Genomic DNA, 20,448 nt, shown 5'->3' on the forward strand with positions numbered 1-20,448 from the left:
AAGGAAGCTGCCCAGACAGGCAGCTTCCACAGTGCAAACCCTGTTTAGTGGGCCAAAAAAACCGGCACCACAGACTGCTCGAGCATATTGCGCGTTGCCCCGCCCAATATCGCCTCGCGAAAACGCGAATGGCCATAGGCCCCCATGACAATCATGTCCGATTCTGTGTCGGTCGCATGCCGGTTCAGAATGTCGGACACACGGGTCATGGTTTTGCTGAGTACTTCGATTTCACATTTCACGCCGTGCCGTGCCAGCATCTGCGATAAGCCGCCACCTGGATCCGACCGGTCGGGCCCGTGGCGGGGCGGGTCGATTACAACGATGCGCGCCAATTCAGCTTGTATTAGGAGCGGCAAAGCGCGTCGAACGGCGTGCATCGCTTCGACACTTTCGTTCCAGGCAATCATGATATTCTGGGGTGCAGCGACAGGGTTGTCCTTGCCCGGGACAACCAGTACCGGGGCGTGGCCTTCGAACATCGCAGCCTCGATGATGGGCTCTGCTTCAGCCCCGCACTCCTCGCCATAGGGTTGAGGGAGAACGACGAGGTCTGAGAAACGGGCGCGGTGCGCGACGTGGCGGCCAATATCGGCAATCTGGGCAACGCCACTTTCGGCTGACCAGCGTGCAGATGTCTTTTTCAGATAATCCTTTGCAAACGCCAGAACTTCATCGGCATCCGCATTGGCCCGGCTGAGTGTTTCCTGAAGGATCAACGCATTTGCGCCAGCGTAATAATAGCCGGTTTGGCTGCGATCAACACCCAGGCACAGGGCCTCGGCATGACCATCCTGCGCTTCGGCCAGAACGGCGGTCTGGGCAAGTGCAGGCTGGGCCAACTTTGTTTCAGTCATGATGGTGAGAATAGATTTATAAGCCATGTCGACCTCATCTTCCGGGCGCGGGTTCGGTATCAGTAGACGCCCATTCACCTATTATGGGTGTCACAGAAAACGGCGGGTTGTCTTGACTCAGATCAAAGCAGTCGGGACCATCATTCGACATTACATCAAGCAGTCAAAAAGGTTCTGCGCGGCATGTAAATCGGGCAGAGCAGGGTAAAGGGACGCAATATGTCGAATTACATCAAGCTGATCGTGCTTGGCCTTTTGGTGGTGTTTGCTGCCATAGGGTCAAATTACGCACGGGATTTGGCGTATCAGGTGCATGCGATTCTGGTGATGGTCATCGCCGCGGGATTGTTCATCTGGACGCTTCGAAACACGGATGAGCCAGATATTCTTGTAGATCGCTCGGGCGAATACATGGATGACGTGATCCGCTATGGCGTGATCGCAACAGCCTTCTGGGGTGTTGTTGGGTTCCTTGCAGGAACCTTTATTGCGTTCCAGCTGGCCTTTCCAACGCTCAACTTTGAATGGGCGCAGGGCTATCTGAACTTTGGTCGTCTGCGTCCGCTGCACACCTCGGCGGTGATTTTTGCCTTTGGGGGCAACGCGTTGATCGCAACCTCGTTCTATGTGGTTCAGCGCACCAGTGCCGCGCGGCTGTGGGGTGGAAACCTCGCGTGGTTCGTGTTCTGGGGCTATCAGCTGTTCATCGTGCTGGCCGCAACTGGCTATGTTCTGGGCGGAACGCAGTCCAAGGAATACGCCGAGCCGGAATGGTATGTTGACCTGTGGCTGACAATCATCTGGGTCGCCTATCTGGCGGTCTATCTGGGCACGATCATCAAGCGGAAAGAGCCCCACATCTATGTGGCCAACTGGTTCTATCTGGCGTTCATCGTGACCGTCGCCATGCTGCACCTGGTCAACAACATGACCATCCCGGTCAGCATCTGGGGCTCGAAATCGGTCATCGTATGGTCTGGCGTGCAAGATGCCATGATCCAGTGGTGGTATGGCCACAACGCTGTGGGTTTCTTCCTGACCGCGGGTTTCCTGGGCATGATGTACTACTTCATCCCGAAACAGGCCGAACGTCCGGTCTTCAGCTACAAGCTGTCGATCATCCACTTCTGGGCGCTGATCTTTCTGTACATCTGGGCCGGTCCGCACCATCTGCACTATACCGCGCTGCCTGATTGGGCCTCGACGCTGGGCATGGTGTTCTCGATCGTCCTGTGGATGCCGTCCTGGGGTGGTATGATCAACGGTCTGATGACCCTGTCGGGCGCATGGGACAAGCTGCGCACCGATCCGATCATCCGTATGATGGTTATCTCGGTCGGCTTCTACGGCATGTCCACGTTCGAGGGACCGATGATGTCGATCCGTGCGGTGAACAGCCTTAGCCACTATACCGACTGGACCATTGGTCACGTGCATTCGGGCGCGTTGGGCTGGAACGGCATGATCACCTTTGGGGCGCTGTACTTTCTGGTTCCTGTCCTGTGGAAGCGTGAGCGTCTGTATTCGCTGCAGATGGTCAGCTGGCACTTCTGGCTCGCCACCATCGGCATCGTGCTCTACGCCGCGTCGATGTGGGTCACCGGTATCATGGAAGGCCTGATGTGGCGCGAAGTGGATGCCAATGGCTTCCTGGTGAACTCGTTCGCTGACACCGTAGCCGCCAAGTTCCCGATGTATGTGGTTCGCGGTTTGGGTGGGGTCCTGTTCCTCACTGGTTCACTGATCATGTGCTACAACCTGTGGATGACTGTGCGGAAAGCGCCGGCCCGTGAGGCCAACCTGACCGTCGCAGTCCCGGCTGAATAAAGGAGGCCGGAGCAATGGCAATTCTTGACAAACATAAGATCCTCGAAACCAACGCGACCCTCCTGCTGATCTTTAGCTTTCTGGTCGTAACCATCGGTGGCATCGTTCAGATCACCCCCTTGTTCTATCTTGAGAACACCATCGAAAAGGTAGAGGGCATGCGCCCTTACACCCCGCTCGAGATGGCAGGGCGTGAGATCTACATCCGCGAAGGCTGCTATGTCTGCCACAGCCAGATGATCCGCCCCATGCGGGACGAGGTCGAACGCTATGGCCATTACTCGCTGGCGGCCGAGTCGATGTATGACCATCCGTTCCAATGGGGGTCGAAGCGCACCGGGCCTGATCTGGCCCGTGTGGGCGGCCGTTACTCGGATGACTGGCATGTGCGCCACCTGCGCGATGCACAGTCGGTGGTGCCGGAATCTGTGATGCCGAAATACGGTTTCCTTGAAAACCGCAAGATCGACGGTGAATACATTGGTGACATCATGGCGGTGAACGCTGTTGTTGGAACACCCTACACCGAAGAGATGTTGGAGAACGCAGTGGCGGACTTCCGCGCTCAGGCCGATCCAGACAGTGATTTTGACGGGTTGCTGGAGCGTTATGGCGACAAGGTCAACGTGCGTAACTTCGATGGTCAGCCCGAACTGACCGAGGCTGATGCGCTGATCGCCTATCTGCAGATGCTGGGTACGCTGGTCGATTTCTCGACCTTCACCCCAGAAGCAAATCGGTAACAGGAGGGTAGGATGGAAGAATACACACTCCTACGGCAATTCGCGGATAGCTGGATGCTATTGCTGCTCTTTGCCTTCTTCATTGGCATCGTGATCTGGGTTTTCCGTCCCGGCGCCAGCAAGGAATACAAGGACACCGCAAACATCCCCTTCCGGCACGCCGATGCACCTGCACCGCAGCAAGACGAACCCGCCACATCCAAGGAGGCGCGGCAATGAACAAGACACCTGATAAACAGCCGGGTGATCCAAATACAACCGGCCATACCTGGGATGGAATCGAAGAGTTTGACAACCCGATGCCGCGCTGGTGGCTGTGGACCTTCTATGCCACGATCGTCTGGGGCGTGATCTACACGATCATGTATCCGGCATGGCCACTGGTTCAATCCGCCACCGCAGGCGTCATGGGTTGGTCATCCCGCGAAGAAGTGCAGAAGGAACTGGTTGCGTTCGAAGAGGCCAACGCGCCCTGGAACGCGAAGCTGGTGGAAACCCCGCTGCAGGACATCTCCGGGGATCCCGAGTTACAGCAATATGCTGTCAACGCGGGCAGCGCAGTGTTCCGCACCTGGTGTGCACAGTGTCACGGTTCCGGTGCGCAGGGCGCTCCGGGCTTCCCGAACCTGCTGGATGACGCGTGGCTGTGGGGCGGAACGCTGGAAGACATCGAAACCACAGTCAGCTACGGCATCCGCAGCGAGGAAAGTGATGATACCCGCTGGTCCGAGATGCCAGCCTTTGGTGAGATCCTTGAAAAGGAGGAGATCACACAGGTGGTTCAATACGTCATGTCTCTGACCAACGCGCAAACCGACGAAGCGGCGGCGCAAGCTGGCAAGGTGGTGTTCGAAGACAATTGCTCGGCCTGTCATGGTGAGAATGGTCAGGGGGATGTTTTCCAAGGGGCCCCGAACCTGACTGATGCGATCTGGCTCTATGGCGGAAGTGAGGAGGCTTTGACCGAAACGGTAACCTACAGCCGATTTGGCGTGATGCCGCCTTGGGATACCCGCCTGACCGAAGCTCAGATCCGTGCGGTCACGGCCTATGTCCACCAGCTGGGTGGCGGTCAGTAAGCCTACAAGAATACCTGCAGGCAGTTCGCTGCCCGCAGGTTCAGGCACCGGCTGCTCGATCTGTTCGCGCGTTTCCTGGGCAGCCGGTGCCTGTATATTATGAATAAGGTTGTCCTTGGCAGCGGTTCGTACACCTTGTCTTTGCGCGCATCAAAGATTGCCCAGATCCACATCGCGCGGGTTCTTGATCCACCAGTGACTTTCTGGCAGCCAGTGACGTTTGCGGTCGCCCTGCTTTGGAACGTCTTGGATGCGCGGTGTGTCTATTCGGGTCGCAGTCATATAAGAACGGGCAAGAACATCTAGCATGGTTTCTCTCCTGTGCAGAAGCATTTCTGACAATAGAGATTGACCTTTGACGCCCTGAATGCCACTCAATTACCATTCCAACATGTAAGTATGGGTTACATATGGATTGGCTTTCTCTTCCTCCGATGGCCTCACTCAGGGCTTTTGCAGCCTTTGCTGAAAGGCGGAATGTGAGCGATGCCGGTGCCGCGTTGAACGTCAGTCATGCGGCAATCAGCCAACAGCTTCGTGTGCTTGAAAAACACCTTGGTGTTGCGCTTTTAGATCGCACTGGGAAGGTGTTGACCCTGACTGCCGAAGGCGAGCATCTGGCCCGCGCCCTGCAGCTTGGGTTTGGATCAATCAGTGCTGTTGTAGAAGATCTGATGCGGTCGGGCGAGGCGCGCCCGGTTCATGTGTCTTTGACACCTTCATTCGCCGCATCGTGGTTGATGCCACGCTTGCCCGCGTTTCAGGCCGAGTACCCTGATATCAACCTGGCTATCGACCCTTCACCACATCTCGTCACCCTTGTGCCCGGCGGGGTTGATGTCGCAATCCGGTACGGCGCTGGAGGGTGGCCGGGAGTTGATGTTGAGATGTTGCTAAAAACACCTTTTGTTGTCGTGGCAGCGCCTGTTTTGTTAGGGGGCAAAGCCAAGTGGACGCCGGAAGAGCTGAGCCAGTTGCCTTGGCTGGAAGAACTTGGCACCACCGAGGCCAGCAATTGGCTGGCCAAACGGGGTGTAGATCATCCCCCGTTGGCGGGTCGTTTATCTTTGCCAGGCAATCTGCTATTAGATGGTCTTCGCGCCGGGCAAGGAGTGACGGCCACGGTGCGACATTTCGTCGAACAGGATATCCGCGCCGGGCGCCTGGTCGAGCTCTATGCCGAGCCAGAAAGTAGCGGATACCATGTTTTAACGGCAAAAACACCGCTTAGACCGGCTGTGAAGACCTTTGTTCGGTGGTTGAAGCGACAAGCTGGCGCAGCTCAATAAAAGATGATTGCTCGATGCGCGTTTTGACCCATGTCAAAGTTTGCACCGACGTGATCTGAGAAAACACGCGAGCCAAAGTGCCAATTCTTGGAGCCAGCCAGTGAGCGATTCCGACCCCGCCCCCAGCTTATATGCCGCACGAGAACCTATCTTTCCGCGGCGCGTATCCGGACCATTCCGCAACCTGAAATGGATCATCCTGATCGTGACCTTGGGGATCTACTATTTAACCCCGTGGATCCGGTGGGATCGTGGCCCCAGTTTGCCGGATCAGGCGGTGCTGCTGGATTTGGCCAACCGGCGCTTCTATTTCTTCTGGATCGAGATCTGGCCGCATGAATTCTATTTTGTCGCGGGCCTGCTGATCATGGCTGGGCTTGGACTGTTCCTGTTCACCTCGGCCTTGGGTCGAGTCTGGTGCGGTTATGCCTGCCCGCAAACCGTGTGGACCGACCTGTTCATTCTGGTCGAACGCTGGATCGAGGGCGACCGGAACGCGCGCTTGCGGCTGCATCGGCAAGAGAAGCTGGATTTTCGCAAAGCACGCCTGCGCCTGACCAAATGGGTGTCTTGGTTCCTGATCGGTTTGCTGACGGGCGGCGCTTGGGTTTTCTATTTCGCCGATGCACCAACTCTGCTGCGCGATCTGGTGACCGGCAATGCGCACCCGGTGGCTTACACAACCGTGTTGATCCTGACCGGCACAACCTTCCTGTTCGGCGGCTTCGCGCGCGAACAGATTTGTATCTATGCCTGCCCCTGGCCGCGCATTCAGGCGGCGATGATGGACGAGGATACTCTGGTCGTTGGCTATCGAGAATGGCGCGGTGAGCCGCGCGGCAAGGGCAAGCGCACGGCTGACTCCGAGTTGGGCGATTGCATCGACTGCATGGCCTGTGTGAATGTCTGCCCTGTTGGCATCGATATCCGCGATGGTCAGCAGTTGGAATGCATCACCTGCGCGCTCTGCATCGATGCCTGCGACGACATGATGGCTAAGATCGGCAAGCCGCGTGGTTTGATCGACTATATGGCACTGAGCGATGAGTCTCGCGAACGTGCGGGCCATCCCCCAAAGAGTGTCTGGAAACATATCTTGCGCCCGCGCACCATTATGTACACGTCACTTTGGTCTGCGGTTGGCTTCGCGCTTCTCTTTGCCCTGTTCATCCGGTCCGATATTGATCTGACCGTTGCTCCTGTCCGCAACCCGACCTTTGTGACATTGTCTGATGGCACCATTCGCAACACCTATGATGTGCGCTTGCGCAACAAACATGGCGAGGATCGGTTGTTCAGCCTGTCACTTGCTGGCGACCCAAGCATGCGGATGGAGATTGAGGGCACAAACCTGCATACTGTAAATGTGACGGCTGATACGGCACAGCTGGTTCGGGTTTATATCGTGGCTTCGGGTGACACCGGCCCCGCTGGTGCGGACACAACGCCGGTTCGGATTTGGGTCGAGGACATCACCAACGGCGAGCGTGCTTACAAAGACACCACGTTCAATGGACGAGGAAATTGATCATGACAGAGCGTAAGTTCACGGGAAAACATGCACTGGCCATATTTGTGGGTGCCTTCACAGTCATCATCTCAGTCAACCTGCTGTTGGCCTATAGCGCGGTGAAAACCTTTCCGGGGTTGGAGGTAAAGAACTCCTACGTCGCCAGCCAGAACTTCAACGAACGCCTGCAAGAACAGCGAGCCTTGGGGTGGGAGGTTCGGGCCGAGACCAAAGGCGGTCTGCTGATCCTGCACATTACTGATGCGACCGGTGCGCCGGTTCAGGTTGCAGAATTGCAGGCCGTCGTGGGCCGAGCAACCCATGTAAAGGATGATTTCTCGCCCGAGTTCACCTTTGATGGCATCGCCTACGCGACACCGGCTGCTTTGGGTAAGGGAAACTGGAATATCCGGCTGGTGGCCCGCGATCATGCGGGCGCTGAGTTTGCTCAGCGCGTTCCACTCTACGTGAAAGGCTGACAGTGTGACGGCGCAAATGCCTTCTGGTGCGGCAGCTTGTCCCGGGTGCATCGCAACCCCGGCTGAACCGGCGCGCCCGATCCCCGAGGATGTACAGATTGCGCTGTCATTACCAAGCATTCACTGTTCGGCCTGTATCGCGAATGTCGAGCGTGCATTGAACGCACATCCCGGGGTCGAGGATGCGCGCGTCAACCTGACTCTCAAACGCGCGATGATCAAAGCCGCGCCCGAGACGCGGGCCGCAGACCTGATCCCGGTTCTGGAACGCGCCGGATATGAGGCGCATGAGCTGGACTCCGGTGCCCTGTCTGCAACCAGCGCGGATAAGGCGGGTCGGGATCTGTTGATGCGGCTGGCGGTGGCCGGTTTTGCTTCGATGAATGTCATGCTGCTGTCCGTATCGGTCTGGTCAGGTGCCGCCGATGCGACGCGCGACATGTTCCACTGGATTTCTGCTGCCATCGCCTTGCCAGCCATTGCCTTTTCGGCACAGCCCTTCTTTGCCAACGCCTGGAGCGCCCTGCGCGTCCGACGCCTGAACATGGATGTGCCGATTGTACTGGCGATCCTGCTGGCCTTGGTCACGTCGGTTTGGGAAACCGCGCTGAGCGGTGAGCATGCTTATTTTGATGCTGCGCTGACGCTGACCTTTTTCCTGCTGGCCGGACGGTATCTGGACTACCGAACCAGGGCAGCGGCGCGCTCGGCAGCTGAAGAGTTGACCGCGCTTGAGGTGCCTCGCGCCATTCGCGTCATCGATGGGTCCGAGGAAGAGGTTGCCGTTTCCGATTTGATCGTTGGTGATCTGATCTTGGTTCGCCCCGGTGGGCGCATGCCGGTGGATGGTCAGATCGTCTCGGGCCAGTCCGAATTAGACCGCTCTTTGCTGACCGGTGAAACCTTGCCGGTATTTGCCGAAGCAGGTCAAACCGTTAGCGCGGGCGAGGTCAACCTAACCGGCCCGCTGACCATTCAAGTCACCGCCGTGGGCGAAGACACTTCACTCCACCGCATGGCCGATCTGGTAGCGATCGCAGAATCCGGTCGGTCTCGGTACACGTCGCTGGCCGATAAGGCTGCCAAGCTTTATGCGCCGGGGGTTCACATCCTTTCTGCGCTCAGCTTTTTGGGGTGGTATATCTATTCCGGCGATCTGCGCACTGCATTGAACATTGCTGCGGCGGTGTTGATCATCACCTGCCCCTGTGCCTTGGGGCTGGCTGTGCCAGCGGTGACGACAGCCGCCTCAGGCCGGTTGTTCCGCAAAGGGATGCTGATCAAACATGCAACAGCGCTGGAACGTCTGGCCGAGGTCGACACGGTTGTTTTCGACAAGACCGGCACGCTCACCTCAGGCGCGCCCGAACTGATCAATCTGGGCGACCATTCCCGCGCCGATCTGGAAGTCGCGCTGGCACTGGCCGAGGCATCGGCCCATCCGCTATCGGTCGCATTGGCACAGGCAGTGCAGGCTGCCGGTGTCAAACCCGCCGGGGTGAAGGATATCGTTGAGGTGCCGGGTTACGGCACCGAAGGGCAGTATCGCGGTCAGCGGGTTCGCCTGGGCCGGGCGGCTTGGGTCGGTGGCGCGCAAGGGCCCGAGACTTCAGCGTGGCTGTCGGTCGGATCAAGTCCCCCCAAGGCTTTCATCTTCTCAGACACCCTACGGCCCGGAGCGGCAGAGGCGGTCAAGGCATTTGCCAGGACTGGAAAGCAGATCATGCTGATCTCGGGCGATTCCAAAGGTGCTGTAGAGGCATTGGCCAACAAGCTGGGCATCCAGAACTGGATCGCCGAGGCGCTGCCGCAAGACAAGGCCCGGCGTATTCAAGAGCTCAGCGACCAGGGCCGGCATGTGCTGATGGTCGGGGATGGCCTGAACGACACGGCGGCACTGGCTGCCGCGCATGTCTCGATCTCTCCGGCCTCTGCCTTGGATGCTGCCCGCGTCGCGTCGGACATCGTTTTGTTGGGCACCGATCTGTCGCCCATCGCGGACGCTTGCGATACCGCCGTCAAAGCCACCAAACGGATTCGGGAAAACTTCCGCATCGCCACCGTCTATAATGTTATTGCGGTTCCGCTGGCCGTTGCTGGTCTGGCGACGCCACTGATAGCGGCCTTGGCGATGTCGACCTCGTCCATTACCGTATCCCTGAACGCCCTGCGGCTGAGGTAACCTCGAATGGAAGTGCTGGCCTATCTGATCCCAATATCCCTGTTTCTGGGCTGTGTTGGTCTGGTGGCGTTTGTCTATACCGTTCGGTCGAACCAGTACGAGGATCCCGAGGGCGATGCCCGCCGCATCCTAAGCGATGAATGGGACGACAAGCCCAAGCCGTAACCGCGGCGCATCGACCAAGCAGAGTTGATCCGAACCGCCCTTGAAATTGCCGCAATGCCCGGCTATGTCCGGCCTATCCGCTAGCAGAGAGACCAAGCCACATGGCCACCACCAACCCGATCCAGTTCATTCAGCAAGTCCGTGCCGAAGTTTCCAAGGTCGTCTGGCCGACCCGGCGTGAGGTGCTGTTGACCACGGTTATGGTGTTCATCATGGCCGCCCTGACCGCTGCCTTCTTTGCGCTGGTCGATCTGGGCATTCGCGGGGGTCTTCAGCTGGTGCTGGGCGCGTTCAGCTAAGGCAGTTTGGGCGGGCGGAAACACCACTGCCCCCTTGCACAGCACGGCGTGTCAGAGTAGGTGACATGACTATTCGGAATGGGCGTGCGGCGAATCAGGTTGCGCGCCGCTTTTTATTCCGGGTCACGCAATTGAATTTCAACGCGGGGTGCGCGGCTTGCCGCCTCGGAGCTAAACAAGGACGACAGGTTCATGGCGAAACGGTGGTACTCGGTCAGCGTTCTTTCGAATTTCGAAAAGAAGATCGCAGAGCAGATCCGCACGTCGGTGGCTGAACAGGGCCTTGAAGACGATATCGACGAAGTGCTGGTGCCCACCGAAGAGGTGATCGAAGTGCGCCGCGGCAAGAAAGTCACCACCGAGCGCCGGTTTATGCCGGGCTACGTGCTGGTGCATATGGAAATGTCCGATCAGGGCTATCACCTGATCAACTCAATCAACCGCGTCACCGGCTTCCTCGGTCCTCAAGGCCGCCCGATGCCGATGCGCGATGCCGAGGTCAACCAGATCCTCAACCGCGTTCAAGAAGGTGAAGAAGCGCCCAAGCTGATGATCACCTTCGAGGTGGGCGAGAAGGTCAAGGTCAACGACGGCCCGTTCGAGGATTTCGACGGCATGGTCGAAGGCGTGGACGACGAGGCGCAGAAGCTGAAAGTGTCTGTTTCGATCTTTGGCCGCGAAACCCCGGTCGAGCTGGACTTCACGCAGGTCACGAAGCAGAGTTAACGTCGCTTCTGGGTTCGACTACCCGAGCTGAGATAGATCACCAAGACATTCGATAGCTGCGGGGCAAATCTGGCTGCTATATACTCTTCTTGTGCCTAAGGCTCATCTGCTGCAAACTTGTTGTCAAGGTAATGTCATCTGTCTCGCCGTCTGCTCATCTGGATAGGCAGACCATTCAGACATTACGGTTTGGGAGGAGTTTGTGATGGCACCCAGTGCCAACGGTTCCACATCACCGAAAAATCTGACACCGCAACAAGAGGACGTGCCCGAGGTCAATCGTCTAACAAAGGATGATATCACAGCTTCGCTCAAAGCGGGGTTTTCTGACTTTCTCGCGCGCCCCCTCATGAGCGGTTTCTTTGGCCTTTTCTATGCGGTTTTCGGAATCCTGTTTGTTTGGTGTCTGGTCTGGCTTGGCAAGATCTGGATGATTATTCCCGCAGCCATAGGCTTCCCGCTGGTCGCGCCATTCGCTGCAGCCGGGCTCTATGAGATGTCCCGTCGGCTGGAGAAGGGAGAGGACTTCGGTTGGTCTGACATCCTCGAAACCATGGCTAATCAACGCAATCGTGAAATGGGCTGGATGGCATTTGTTACGCTGTTCATTTTCTGGGTCTGGACCTACCAAATCAGGCTTTGGCTGGCGATCATCCTGCAAAATGCATCATTCTCTGACTTCGACGGGTTTATAAACTCGGTATTCTTCACACCGCAGGGCTGGACTTTCCTTGCAATTGGTACTTGCGTCGGAGCCTTTCTGTCAGCCGTTTTGTTCTCGGTGACCGTCGTCGCGATGCCGCTGCTGCTCGACCGCGAAACAAATTTTGTTTCAGCGATGCTTACGTCCATTCGGGTTGTCACCGAGAACCCCGTTGTCATGTTAGGCTGGGCGGCGATCATTTCGATTACCATGTTGTTGTCTTTGGTTCCGGCATTTCTGGGTCTTATCTTTACTCTGCCGATCCTTGGCCATACCACGTGGCATCTCTATAAGCGGGCTGTGTCACCATCTGAGATATGAGATCCTTTGCAATAGGCAAAGAAACCCACCTCAGCAAAACTTGCCTTTAGGTTTGATCAAGTGGGGAGAATTCAGGATGCCACCCACTTGCCAACCCATACATTCCCCTATAAACGCCGCCTCTATCGTCTTCGGGCGAGATTCTCTCGTGGGAGGTCTCAGGGATCGCGATCCCGAACCGGACCACGCAACATAAACCGGGTGGGACGCGTCCTACCTACGTTGAAAGGAAAACCAAATGGCCAAGAAGCTTGCTGGTACAATGAAACTGCAGGTTCCTGCAGGTCAGGCGAACCCGTCGCCTCCAGTTGGTCCGGCGCTGGGTCAGCGCGGCATCAACATCATGGAATTCTGCAAGGCATTTAACGCCAAAACCGCAGACATGGAGCCCGGCGCTCCGTGCCCGACCGTGATCACCTATTACCAGGACAAGTCCTTTACCATGGACATCAAGACGCCGCCCGCGTCTTACTACCTGAAAAAAGCAGCTGGTCTGAAGCCGGTTGGCAAGCGCAACCGTCCTCGTGGCGCGGAGAACCCAGGTCGTGAGACCGTGGCAACCGTGACCAGCAAGCAGGTTCGCGAAATCGCCGAAGCCAAAATGAAAGATCTGAACGCCAACGACGTCGAAGGCGCAATGCAGATCATCCTGGGCTCGGCCCGCTCTATGGGCATCGAGGTGAAGTAAGATGGCAAAACTCGGTAAACGTACACGCGCTGCGCGCGAAGCTGTCGCCGGCAAGGAAAACCTGTCGGTTGAAGAAGCTGTTTCCCTGGTCAAAGGCAACGCGACCTCGAAATTCGACGAGACCATCGAAATCGCCCTGAACCTGGGCGTCGACACCCGTCATGCGGACCAGATGGTGCGCGGCGTTGTTGGCCTGCCGAACGGCACCGGTAAAGCGATGCGCGTTGCTGTTTTTGCGCGTGGCCCCAAGGCTGACGAAGCAAAAGAAGCTGGCGCCGATATCGTTGGCGCAGAAGACCTGATGGAAACCATTCAGGGCGGCACCATCGAATTCGATCGCTGCATTGCAACCCCTGACATGATGCCCATCGTTGGCCGTCTGGGTAAAGTTCTGGGCCCTCGCAACCTGATGCCGAACCCCAAGGTCGGCACCGTGACCATGGACGTGAAAGCAGCCGTGGAAGCAGCCAAGGGTGGTGAAGTTCAGTTCAAAGCGGAGAAAGGCGGCGTTGTGCACGCCGGTGTTGGCAAAGCGTCGTTCGAAGAAGCCAAACTGGTCGAAAACGTCCGTGCCTTCATCTCGGCCGTTGCAAAAGCCAAGCCGTCGGGCGCCAAAGGCACCTACATGAAGAAAATCGCGCTGAGCTCGACCATGGGCCCCGGTGTGACACTGGATGTGGCAGCTGCATCGGGCGAATAAACCCTAGGCATCCAGCCACTAGTAACAAGACCCGGGTGGTGCGAACTGCCCGGGTTTTTTGTCTGCTACAGGAATATCTGTTTCAGGCGCGCTTCTAACAGGTCGCGCTTGCGCTCTTCAAACTGGCTGCAAATGAAGTCTGGCCGCCAGAGGCGTAGCCAGTCCTTCAGCAGGCGGCCACGCAGGCAGCAATCCAGGATCTCGGTGTCGATTGGGTGGCGGTAGAGTTTGAAGAACATCTGTTTGTTAATCTTGAGCATACCGCTCCGGTCAACCTCCTCCTGAGTGGCGCCGCGAAAGATGTCGGCTTTCACAAAATCGACGATGTCGTAGACGGCCAGCTTGTCGCGCGCTTCGGTGAAGTCTAGGCCGATGGTGGTGCCCTGACCCATGATCAGGTTGAGGCCATGGAAATCCCCGTGCGAGAATACGCGCAGATCAGGCCGGTTTCGCAGCCGTGCGGCTTCGGCCAGAAACGTGTCCACCATGGGTTGGCTGATCGGAGTGATATGATCCGGGACCAAGGCTGACAATTCGCGGATGTTGTCAGTCATCCAGCGGGGCCGGAACGCGTATTGAACTGGGTTCTGCAGGCTGTGAAGATGATGCAGCCAGGCTCCGGCCCGGCGATAGACCTGCGCAACCTGTTTGTCATCGTCGCTGTTATAGATCACATCGACAGCTGTGGGCCGGTCGACATATTCCGTCACCATGTAAGCGCCACCGGGGTCCAAATAGACAGGTCGCACGACGCGGCCGGATTCGTGTCCTTTGAAATGGTCGAAAACCCGACCTAGCGTTTCGAACTCTCTGCCCAGACGCCCCGATTCAGGCGAGATGGTATCGATCTTGAGGGCAAAGTCTTGACCTGGTGTTTCGACCTTCATCACCAGCCGGGATCCGGGAAACCCGTGCGAGCGATAGACGCATTCCAAACCGGTGATGCGGTCGTTTAGTTGGTGTCGAGCAAACTCACTGGCGAAGCCCGATGCCATGTCGTATTCGGAAATCGTGAGTGTCGGCATGGTCTGGCGTTTATGCGTTGTTTGTCTGAGCGTGTTCGGCGCATCCGACAAGACAAGAGCGTCAGTCCTGTGTCAATGGTTCGAGCGTAGGTGGCAGAGGCTAACGATAGGCGCGATTGATTGCGCGGACGTGCAATTTACCTCTTGGAAACTGGGCGCGTCTGCCCTAAGTAGACCTGCGGAACAAAGCGTGCGATTCGTCGTGCGCTTTCTTTCGTTTCGTCCAAGACGGTGGGTGGTGTCATCTGACTCCTTAATTTCCTGCCTGAGACGGGTAAGACCAAAGAATTCTGAGGGTCCCATCCTCGGGCGCATTTTGGCCAATCCCGTAACAACGGACCTGAACGCCGAGGGCTTGCCCGCGGCAAATATGAGCCGGGGTGAGGTATCGCCCCTAACTTGGAGAGAACTGTGGATAGAGCCCAGAAAGAGAAAGTGGTCGAGGAACTCGGCCAAATCTTCGAAAGCTCTGGCGTCGTAGTGGTTGCCCATTACGCCGGTCTGACAGTTGCCGAGATGCAGGACCTTCGCGCACGTGCTCGTGACGCGGGTGGTTCCGTGCGTGTTGCCAAGAACAGGCTCGCCAAAATCGCCCTTGAGGGTAAGCCGTGTGAAAACATGGCCGACCTGCTGACAGGGATGACCGTTCTGACCTATTCCGAGGACCCTGTGGCAGCTGCCAAAGTGGCCGAGGACTACGCCAAAGAGAACCAAAAGTTCGAAATTCTTGGCGGTGCAATGGGTGAGAACGCTCTGGACCGGGCTGGTGTTACAGCCGTGTCGAAAATGCCGTCGCGTGAAGAGCTTATTGCTACGATCGCTGGTATGCTTGGCGCGCCTGCTTCGAACATCGCCGGTGCAATTGGCGCACCTGCAAGCAACATCGCAAGCATCCTTTCCACCATCGAAGAGAAGGCGGAAGCTGCGTAAGCGGTTGGCACTGAATGATCTGCGTAGGGGAAACTCCCTGACGTTGGAACACACACTGTAAACGGAAAGAGCTGATACAATGGCTGATCTGAAAGCACTCGCAGAAAGCATCGTGGGTCTGACCCTGCTGGAAGCACAAGAACTGAAAACCATCCTCAAAGACGAATACGGCATCGAGCCCGCAGCTGGCGGCGCCGTTATGGTCGCAGGCGCAGCTGGCGATGCCGGCGGCGCAGCTGAGGAAGAAAAAACCGAATTCGACGTCGTTCTGAAGAACGCCGGCGCTTCGAAAATCAACGTGATCAAAGAAGTTCGCGGCATCACCGGTCTGGGCCTGAAAGAAGCCAAAGAGCTGGTCGAAGCTGGCGGCAAGATCAAAGAAGGCGTGGACAAAGCCGAAGCCGAAGAGATCAAAGGCAAGCTGGAAGCAGCTGGCGCCGAGGTCGAACTGGCCTAAGTCAGTCCGCTGGCGCATCTCTGATGTGCCTGGAAATTTGGCTGGGTCCGGAGAAATCCGGGTCCAGCCGAACCTGTCTTAGAAAGGGCCTCAAGGTGGGGGGGCGTTTTCTAAGACACGGTTTTCGGATCGGGAGGCCGCCTTCGGGACGGTGGCCACGAATTGATCCGGACGTGTTGTCTCGATTGTGCAAGATGCCGGGGCCCGACGGTGTCTTTGCCCGCTGAGAACATCGAAAGGTGACATCTGACATGGCTCAAACGTTCCTTGGCCAGAAACGTCTTCGTAAATATTATGGCAAAATCCGTGAAGTTTTGGAAATGCCAAACCTCATTGAGGTCCAGAAATCTTCTTATGATCTTTTCCTGCGCTCCGGCGATGCTGAACAGCCCACAGACGGCGAAGGTATCATGGGTGTGTTCCAGTCGGTTTTCCCGATTAAGGATTTCAACGAAACCTCTGTTCTGGAGTTCGTGAAATACGATCTGGAAAAACCCAAATATGACGTCGAAGAGTGCATGCAGCGCGACATGACCTACAGCGCACCGCTGAAAGTCACTCTGCGTCTGATCGTGTTTGATGTCGATGAAGACACTGGCGCGAAATCGGTTAAAGACATCAAAGAACAGGACGTGTTCATGGGTGACATGCCCCTGATGACACCGAACGGGACGTTCATCGTGAACGGGACCGAGCGTGTGATCGTCAGCCAAATGCACCGCTCGCCCGGTGTGTTCTTTGACCACGACAAAGGTAAAACCCATTCCTCGGGCAAGCTGCTGTTTGCCTGCCGCATCATCCCGTATCGCGGCAGCTGGTTGGACTTTGAATTCGACGCCAAAGACATCGTGTTCGCCCGTATCGACCGTCGGCGCAAACTGCCTGTGACCACCCTGCTGTACGCATTGGGTCTGGATCAGGAAGCGATCATGGACGCGTATTACAACACCGTGTCGTACAAGCTGGACAAGAAGAAAGGCTGGATCACGCCGTTCTTCCCCGAGCGTGTGCGCGGCACCCGTCCGACCTATGATCTGGTTGACGCCAAATCCGGTGAAGTGATTGCCGAAGCGGGCAAGAAAGTCACTCCGCGGGCGGTCAAGAAGCTGATCGACGAAGGCACCGTCACCAACCTGCTGGTGCCTTTCGACAACATCGTCGGCAAGTATGTCGCCAAGGACATCATCAACGAAGAAAACGGCGCGATCTATGTCGAAGCCGGTGATGAGTTGACCCTGGAATATGACAAAGACGGCGATCTGATCGGTGGCACCGTCAAGGATCTGATGGATGCGGGCATCACCGACATCCCGGTTCTGGACATCGACAACGTCAATGTCGGCCCCTACATGCGCAACACCATGGCTCAGGACAAGAACCTGAACCGCGAAAGCGCGCTGATGGACATCTACCGCGTCATGCGCCCGGGTGAGCCGCCCACCGTTGAAGCGGCATCGGCCCTGTTCGACACGCTGTTTTTCGACAGCGAGCGCTATGACCTGTCCGCCGTTGGTCGCGTGAAGATGAACATGCGTCTGGCTCTGGACGCGCCGGACACCCTGCGTACCCTGCGCCGCGAAGACATCGTGGCCTGCATCAAGGCGCTGGTTGAACTGCGTGACGGCAAAGGCGACGTGGACGATATCGACCACCTCGGCAACCGTCGTGTCCGTTCGGTCGGCGAACTGATGGAAAACCAGTACCGCGTTGGCCTGCTGCGCATGGAGCGCGCGATCAAAGAGCGTATGTCGTCGGTCGAGATCGACACTGTCATGCCGCAGGACCTGATCAACGCGAAACCCGCTGCGGCTGCTGTTCGTGAATTCTTCGGCTCGTCGCAGCTGTCGCAGTTCATGGACCAGACCAACCCGCTGTCGGAAGTCACCCACAAACGCCGTCTCTCGGCGCTTGGCCCCGGTGGTCTGACACGTGAGCGTGCGGGCTTTGAGGTGCGCGACGTGCACCCGACCCACTATGGCCGGATGTGCCCGATTGAAACGCCGGAAGGTCCGAACATCGGTCTGATCAACTCGCTGGCCACTTTTGCCCGCGTGAACAAGTATGGCTTCATCGAAACACCCTACCGAGTCGTCAAAGACGCCGAGGTGACCGATGAGGTTCACTACATGTCCGCGACCGAGGAAATGCGTCACACCGTGGCGCAGGCGAACGCGACGCTGGACGCCGATGGCAAGTTCATCAATGATCTGGTTTCGACCCGTCAGGCCGGCGATTACACGCTTGCCCCGCGAGAGAATGTAGACCTGATCGACGTGTCGCCGAAACAGCTGGTATCAGTAGCGGCATCGCTGATCCCGTTCCTTGAAAATGACGACGCTAACCGCGCTCTGATGGGCTCGAACATGCAACGTCAGGCGGTTCCGCTGCTGCGGGCCGAGGCACCGCTGGTCGGCACCGGGATCGAGGAAAAGGTTGCGATCGATTCAGGTGCTGCAATCCAGGCGAAACGCGCCGGTATCATCGACCAGGTTGATGCCCAGCGTATCGTTATCCGTGCCACCGAAGATCTGGAACTGGGCGACGCTGGCGTTGACATCTACCGCCTGCGCAAGTTCCAGCGGTCTAACCAGAATACCTGCATAAACCAGCGTCCGCTGATCAAGGTGGGTGACACCGTCCAGAAAGGCGAAGTCATTGCCGATGGTCCGTCGACGGATATGGGTGAACTGGCCCTTGGTAAGAACGTGGTCGTCGCGTTCATGCCGTGGAACGGTTACAACTACGAAGACTCGATCCTGATCTCGGAACGTATCGCGCGTGATGACGTCTTTACTTCGGTTCACATCGAGGAATTCGAAGTCGCCGCCCGTGATACCAAGCTGGGCCCGGAAGAGATCACCCGCGACATTCCGAACGTCGGTGAAGAAGCGCTGCGTAACCTCGACGAGGCGGGCATCGTTTACATCGGTGCGGATGTTGAGCCGGGCGATATTCTGGTCGGCAAGATCACTCCGAAGGGCGAAAGCCCGATGACCCCGGAAGAAAAGCTGCTGCGCGCCATCTTTGGTGAGAAAGCATCTGACGTGCGCGATACTTCGCTGCGCGTGAAACCGGGTGATTACGGTACGGTCGTGGAAGTCCGCGTCTTCAACCGTCACGGCGTTGAAAAAGATGAACGTGCGCTGCAGATCGAGCGCGAGGAAGTCGAACGTCTGGCCCGTGACCGGGACGATGAGCTGGCGATCCTGGACCGCAACATCTATGCGCGTCTGCAAGGCCTGATCCTGGGTAAAACCGCCGTCAAAGGCCCGAAAGGTGTCAAGGCAGGGTCGGTGATCACCGAGGAGCTGCTGGAAACCCTGACCCGTGGTCAGTGGTGGCAGCTGGCGCTGGAAGGCGAGCAGGACGCACAGATCGTAGAAGCTCTTAACGAGCAATACGAAGTGCAGAAGCGTGCTCTGGACGCCCGTTTTGAAGACAAGGTCGAGAAAGTCCGCCGTGGCGACGACCTGCCGCCGGGTGTGATGAAGATGGTCAAAGTCTTCATCGCTGTGAAGCGTAAGCTGCAGCCGGGCGACAAGATGGCCGGTCGTCACGGGAACAAAGGTGTGATCTCCAAGGTTGTTCCGATGGAAGACATGCCGTTCCTGGCTGATGGTACGCCGGTTGACTTCTGTCTGAACCCGCTGGGCGTTCCTTCGCGTATGAACGTTGGTCAGATCCTTGAAACCCACATGGGTTGGGCCGCACGCGGTCTGGGTCTGAACATCGACGAGGCTCTGGGTGAATACCGCCGCTCCGGCGATCTGACCCCGGTGCGCGAAGCGATGAAGCTGGCCTATGGCGAGAATGTCTACGAAGAAGGCATCACCGGTCTGGACGAGGATGGCCTGATCGAGGCTGCGGGCAACGTGACCCGCGGTGTTCCGATCGCAACCCCGGTCTTCGACGGTGCCAAAGAGGCTGACGTCAACGACGCGCTGGTGCGTGCGGGCTTCTCGGAAAGCGGTCAGTCGGTTCTGTTCGACGGTCGCACCGGTGAGCAATTTGCGCGTCCGGTGACCGTGGGCATCAAGTACCTGCTGAAACTGCACCACCTGGTGGATGACAAGATCCACGCGCGTTCGACCGGGCCGTACAGCCTGGTGACCCAGCAGCCGCTGGGTGGTAAGGCGCAGTTCGGTGGTCAGCGCTTTGGTGAGATGGAGGTCTGGGCTTTGGAAGCTTACGGCGCCGCCTACACCCTGCAGGAGATGCTCACCGTGAAATCGGATGACGTCGCCGGCCGGACCAAGGTCTATGAGTCGATCGTCAAGGGCGAGGATAACTTTGAAGCGGGCGTACCGGAATCGTTCAACGTTCTGGTTAAAGAAGTCCGTGGCCTCGGCCTGAATATGGAACTCCTGGATGCGGAGGTCGATGAGTAATCAATGAACTGGGTTGGGGAGCTTCCAGTATGGACTGGTGTCCTAGGAGCTTACCTGAGTGGCTGCCTTATAATAGCGTC

20 protein-coding genes are annotated in these 20,448 nt (G+C 57.5%); 17 read left to right on the forward strand and 3 right to left on the reverse strand.

Going from position 1 to position 20,448, the window contains the following annotated elements; genetic code table 11:
* Positions 1–44 precede the first annotated feature (44 nt).
* Positions 45–884, reverse strand: a complete 840-nt coding sequence (locus tag ABLN87_RS08910; RefSeq protein ID WP_353009181.1) for a universal stress protein — start codon at positions 882–884, stop codon at positions 45–47.
* 192 nt (positions 885–1,076) lie between these two features.
* On the opposite strand from ABLN87_RS08910, the gene ccoN reads away from it, so the two are divergent.
* From ccoN to ccoP, 4 genes are read left to right on the forward strand one after another with little or no spacing between them, the layout of a single operon-like run.
* Positions 1,077–2,684 (forward strand): cytochrome-c oxidase, cbb3-type subunit I, encoded by a 1,608-nt coding sequence (gene ccoN / locus ABLN87_RS08915; protein WP_353009184.1) that lies wholly within the window; start codon positions 1,077–1,079, stop codon positions 2,682–2,684.
* A 14-nt stretch (positions 2,685–2,698) separates the two neighbouring features.
* A complete protein-coding gene (gene ccoO / locus ABLN87_RS08920) occupies positions 2,699–3,427 on the forward strand; it encodes a cytochrome-c oxidase, cbb3-type subunit II (RefSeq protein ID WP_170533196.1) in 729 nt (242 codons plus the stop codon).
* Positions 3,428–3,439: 12 nt separating this feature from the next.
* Positions 3,440–3,646, forward strand: coding sequence for a cbb3-type cytochrome c oxidase subunit 3 (locus ABLN87_RS08925; protein ID WP_353009189.1), 207 nt, complete (start codon positions 3,440–3,442; stop codon positions 3,644–3,646).
* Positions 3,643–4,506 carry a cytochrome-c oxidase, cbb3-type subunit III gene (ccoP, locus tag ABLN87_RS08930; protein WP_353009192.1) on the forward strand — a complete coding sequence of 288 codons (864 nt, stop codon included), beginning with the start codon at positions 3,643–3,645 and terminating at the stop codon, positions 4,504–4,506. Before ABLN87_RS08925 ends, ccoP begins: the two co-directional genes overlap by 4 nt.
* A 150-nt stretch (positions 4,507–4,656) precedes the next feature.
* Here ccoP and ABLN87_RS08935 read toward each other — a convergent pair whose 3' ends face one another.
* Complete coding sequence (locus tag ABLN87_RS08935; protein ID WP_353009195.1) at positions 4,657–4,815, reverse strand: hypothetical protein; 159 nt, start codon at positions 4,813–4,815, stop codon at positions 4,657–4,659.
* A gap of 101 nt (positions 4,816–4,916) precedes the next feature.
* Between ABLN87_RS08935 and ABLN87_RS08940 the strand changes: the two genes are divergently transcribed.
* From ABLN87_RS08940 to rplA, 10 genes are all read left to right on the forward strand, one after another.
* Positions 4,917–5,795: a LysR family transcriptional regulator gene (locus ABLN87_RS08940; RefSeq protein ID WP_353009198.1), complete on the forward strand. Its 879-nt coding sequence runs from the start codon at positions 4,917–4,919 to the stop codon at positions 5,793–5,795.
* Between the two features lie 100 nt (positions 5,796–5,895).
* Positions 5,896–7,323: a cytochrome c oxidase accessory protein CcoG gene (gene ccoG, locus ABLN87_RS08945; RefSeq protein ID WP_353009200.1), complete on the forward strand. Its 1,428-nt coding sequence runs from the start codon at positions 5,896–5,898 to the stop codon at positions 7,321–7,323.
* 2 nt (positions 7,324–7,325) lie between these two features.
* Positions 7,326–7,784: a FixH family protein gene (locus ABLN87_RS08950; RefSeq protein ID WP_353009202.1), complete on the forward strand. Its 459-nt coding sequence runs from the start codon at positions 7,326–7,328 to the stop codon at positions 7,782–7,784.
* A gap of 16 nt (positions 7,785–7,800) precedes the next feature.
* A complete protein-coding gene (locus tag ABLN87_RS08955) occupies positions 7,801–9,966 on the forward strand; it encodes a heavy metal translocating P-type ATPase (RefSeq protein WP_417750391.1) in 2,166 nt (721 codons plus the stop codon).
* Positions 9,967–9,972: 6 nt separating this feature from the next.
* Positions 9,973–10,131, forward strand: coding sequence for a cbb3-type cytochrome oxidase assembly protein CcoS (gene ccoS, locus ABLN87_RS08960; protein WP_353009207.1), 159 nt, complete (start codon positions 9,973–9,975; stop codon positions 10,129–10,131).
* A gap of 101 nt (positions 10,132–10,232) precedes the next feature.
* Complete coding sequence (gene secE / locus ABLN87_RS08965; protein ID WP_170533170.1) at positions 10,233–10,430, forward strand: preprotein translocase subunit SecE; 198 nt, start codon at positions 10,233–10,235, stop codon at positions 10,428–10,430.
* A gap of 192 nt (positions 10,431–10,622) precedes the next feature.
* Positions 10,623–11,156, forward strand: a complete 534-nt coding sequence (gene nusG, locus ABLN87_RS08970) for a transcription termination/antitermination protein NusG (protein ID WP_170533167.1) — start codon at positions 10,623–10,625, stop codon at positions 11,154–11,156.
* A gap of 205 nt (positions 11,157–11,361) precedes the next feature.
* Positions 11,362–12,180 carry a DUF2189 domain-containing protein gene (locus ABLN87_RS08975; protein ID WP_353009211.1) on the forward strand — a complete coding sequence of 273 codons (819 nt, stop codon included), beginning with the start codon at positions 11,362–11,364 and terminating at the stop codon, positions 12,178–12,180.
* Positions 12,181–12,418: 238 nt separating this feature from the next.
* Positions 12,419–12,868 carry a 50S ribosomal protein L11 gene (rplK, locus tag ABLN87_RS08980; RefSeq protein WP_010440985.1) on the forward strand — a complete coding sequence of 150 codons (450 nt, stop codon included), beginning with the start codon at positions 12,419–12,421 and terminating at the stop codon, positions 12,866–12,868.
* Between the two features lies 1 nt (position 12,869).
* Complete coding sequence (gene rplA / locus ABLN87_RS08985; protein WP_353009213.1) at positions 12,870–13,568, forward strand: 50S ribosomal protein L1; 699 nt, start codon at positions 12,870–12,872, stop codon at positions 13,566–13,568.
* Between the two features lie 65 nt (positions 13,569–13,633).
* Here the strand turns inward: rplA and ABLN87_RS08990 are convergent, their stop codons facing one another.
* On the reverse strand, positions 13,634–14,593 hold the full coding sequence (locus tag ABLN87_RS08990) for an aminoglycoside phosphotransferase family protein (protein ID WP_353009216.1): 960 nt from the start codon (positions 14,591–14,593) through the stop codon (positions 13,634–13,636).
* 411 nt (positions 14,594–15,004) lie between these two features.
* Between ABLN87_RS08990 and rplJ the strand changes: the two genes are divergently transcribed.
* The 3 genes from rplJ to rpoB all read left to right on the forward strand — a co-directional run bounded on the left by rplJ (position 15,005) and on the right by rpoB (position 20,368).
* A complete protein-coding gene (gene rplJ, locus ABLN87_RS08995; RefSeq protein WP_170533156.1) occupies positions 15,005–15,523 on the forward strand; it encodes a 50S ribosomal protein L10 in 519 nt (172 codons plus the stop codon).
* Between the two features lie 79 nt (positions 15,524–15,602).
* A complete protein-coding gene (gene rplL, locus ABLN87_RS09000; RefSeq protein ID WP_353009219.1) occupies positions 15,603–15,980 on the forward strand; it encodes a 50S ribosomal protein L7/L12 in 378 nt (125 codons plus the stop codon).
* A gap of 251 nt (positions 15,981–16,231) precedes the next feature.
* Positions 16,232–20,368, forward strand: a complete 4,137-nt coding sequence (gene rpoB / locus ABLN87_RS09005; protein WP_353009222.1) for a DNA-directed RNA polymerase subunit beta — start codon at positions 16,232–16,234, stop codon at positions 20,366–20,368.
* Positions 20,369–20,448: the final 80 nt, after the last annotated feature.

Origin of the sequence: Ruegeria sp. SCP10 (genome assembly GCF_040329495.1) — a bacterium.
GTDB lineage: Bacteria > Pseudomonadota > Alphaproteobacteria > Rhodobacterales > Rhodobacteraceae > Ruegeria.

Excerpts from the sequence above, each read along its gene's own strand:
- ccoO (WP_170533196.1), top strand. The coding sequence starts at position 2,699 with ATGGCAATTCTTGACAAACATAAGATCCTCGAAACCAACGCGACCCTC.
- rplA (WP_353009213.1), top strand. The coding sequence starts at position 12,870 with ATGGCAAAACTCGGTAAACGTACACGCGCTGCGCGCGAAGCTGTCGCC.
- ABLN87_RS08955 (WP_417750391.1), top strand. The coding sequence starts at position 7,801 with ATGCCTTCTGGTGCGGCAGCTTGTCCCGGGTGCATCGCAACCCCGGCT.
- ABLN87_RS08950 (WP_353009202.1), top strand. The coding sequence starts at position 7,326 with ATGACAGAGCGTAAGTTCACGGGAAAACATGCACTGGCCATATTTGTG.
- ccoP (WP_353009192.1), top strand. The coding sequence starts at position 3,643 with ATGAACAAGACACCTGATAAACAGCCGGGTGATCCAAATACAACCGGC.
- ccoS (WP_353009207.1), top strand. The coding sequence starts at position 9,973 with ATGGAAGTGCTGGCCTATCTGATCCCAATATCCCTGTTTCTGGGCTGT.
- secE (WP_170533170.1), top strand. The coding sequence starts at position 10,233 with ATGGCCACCACCAACCCGATCCAGTTCATTCAGCAAGTCCGTGCCGAA.
- rplK (WP_010440985.1), top strand. The coding sequence starts at position 12,419 with ATGGCCAAGAAGCTTGCTGGTACAATGAAACTGCAGGTTCCTGCAGGT.
- ABLN87_RS08910 (WP_353009181.1), bottom strand. The coding sequence starts at position 884 with ATGGCTTATAAATCTATTCTCACCATCATGACTGAAACAAAGTTGGCC.
- ccoN (WP_353009184.1), top strand. The coding sequence starts at position 1,077 with ATGTCGAATTACATCAAGCTGATCGTGCTTGGCCTTTTGGTGGTGTTT.
- ABLN87_RS08925 (WP_353009189.1), top strand. The coding sequence starts at position 3,440 with ATGGAAGAATACACACTCCTACGGCAATTCGCGGATAGCTGGATGCTA.
- ABLN87_RS08975 (WP_353009211.1), top strand. The coding sequence starts at position 11,362 with ATGGCACCCAGTGCCAACGGTTCCACATCACCGAAAAATCTGACACCG.
- ABLN87_RS08940 (WP_353009198.1), top strand. The coding sequence starts at position 4,917 with ATGGATTGGCTTTCTCTTCCTCCGATGGCCTCACTCAGGGCTTTTGCA.
- nusG (WP_170533167.1), top strand. The coding sequence starts at position 10,623 with ATGGCGAAACGGTGGTACTCGGTCAGCGTTCTTTCGAATTTCGAAAAG.
- ABLN87_RS08990 (WP_353009216.1), bottom strand. The coding sequence starts at position 14,593 with ATGCCGACACTCACGATTTCCGAATACGACATGGCATCGGGCTTCGCC.
- rplL (WP_353009219.1), top strand. The coding sequence starts at position 15,603 with ATGGCTGATCTGAAAGCACTCGCAGAAAGCATCGTGGGTCTGACCCTG.
- ABLN87_RS08935 (WP_353009195.1), bottom strand. The coding sequence starts at position 4,815 with ATGCTAGATGTTCTTGCCCGTTCTTATATGACTGCGACCCGAATAGAC.
- rpoB (WP_353009222.1), top strand. The coding sequence starts at position 16,232 with ATGGCTCAAACGTTCCTTGGCCAGAAACGTCTTCGTAAATATTATGGC.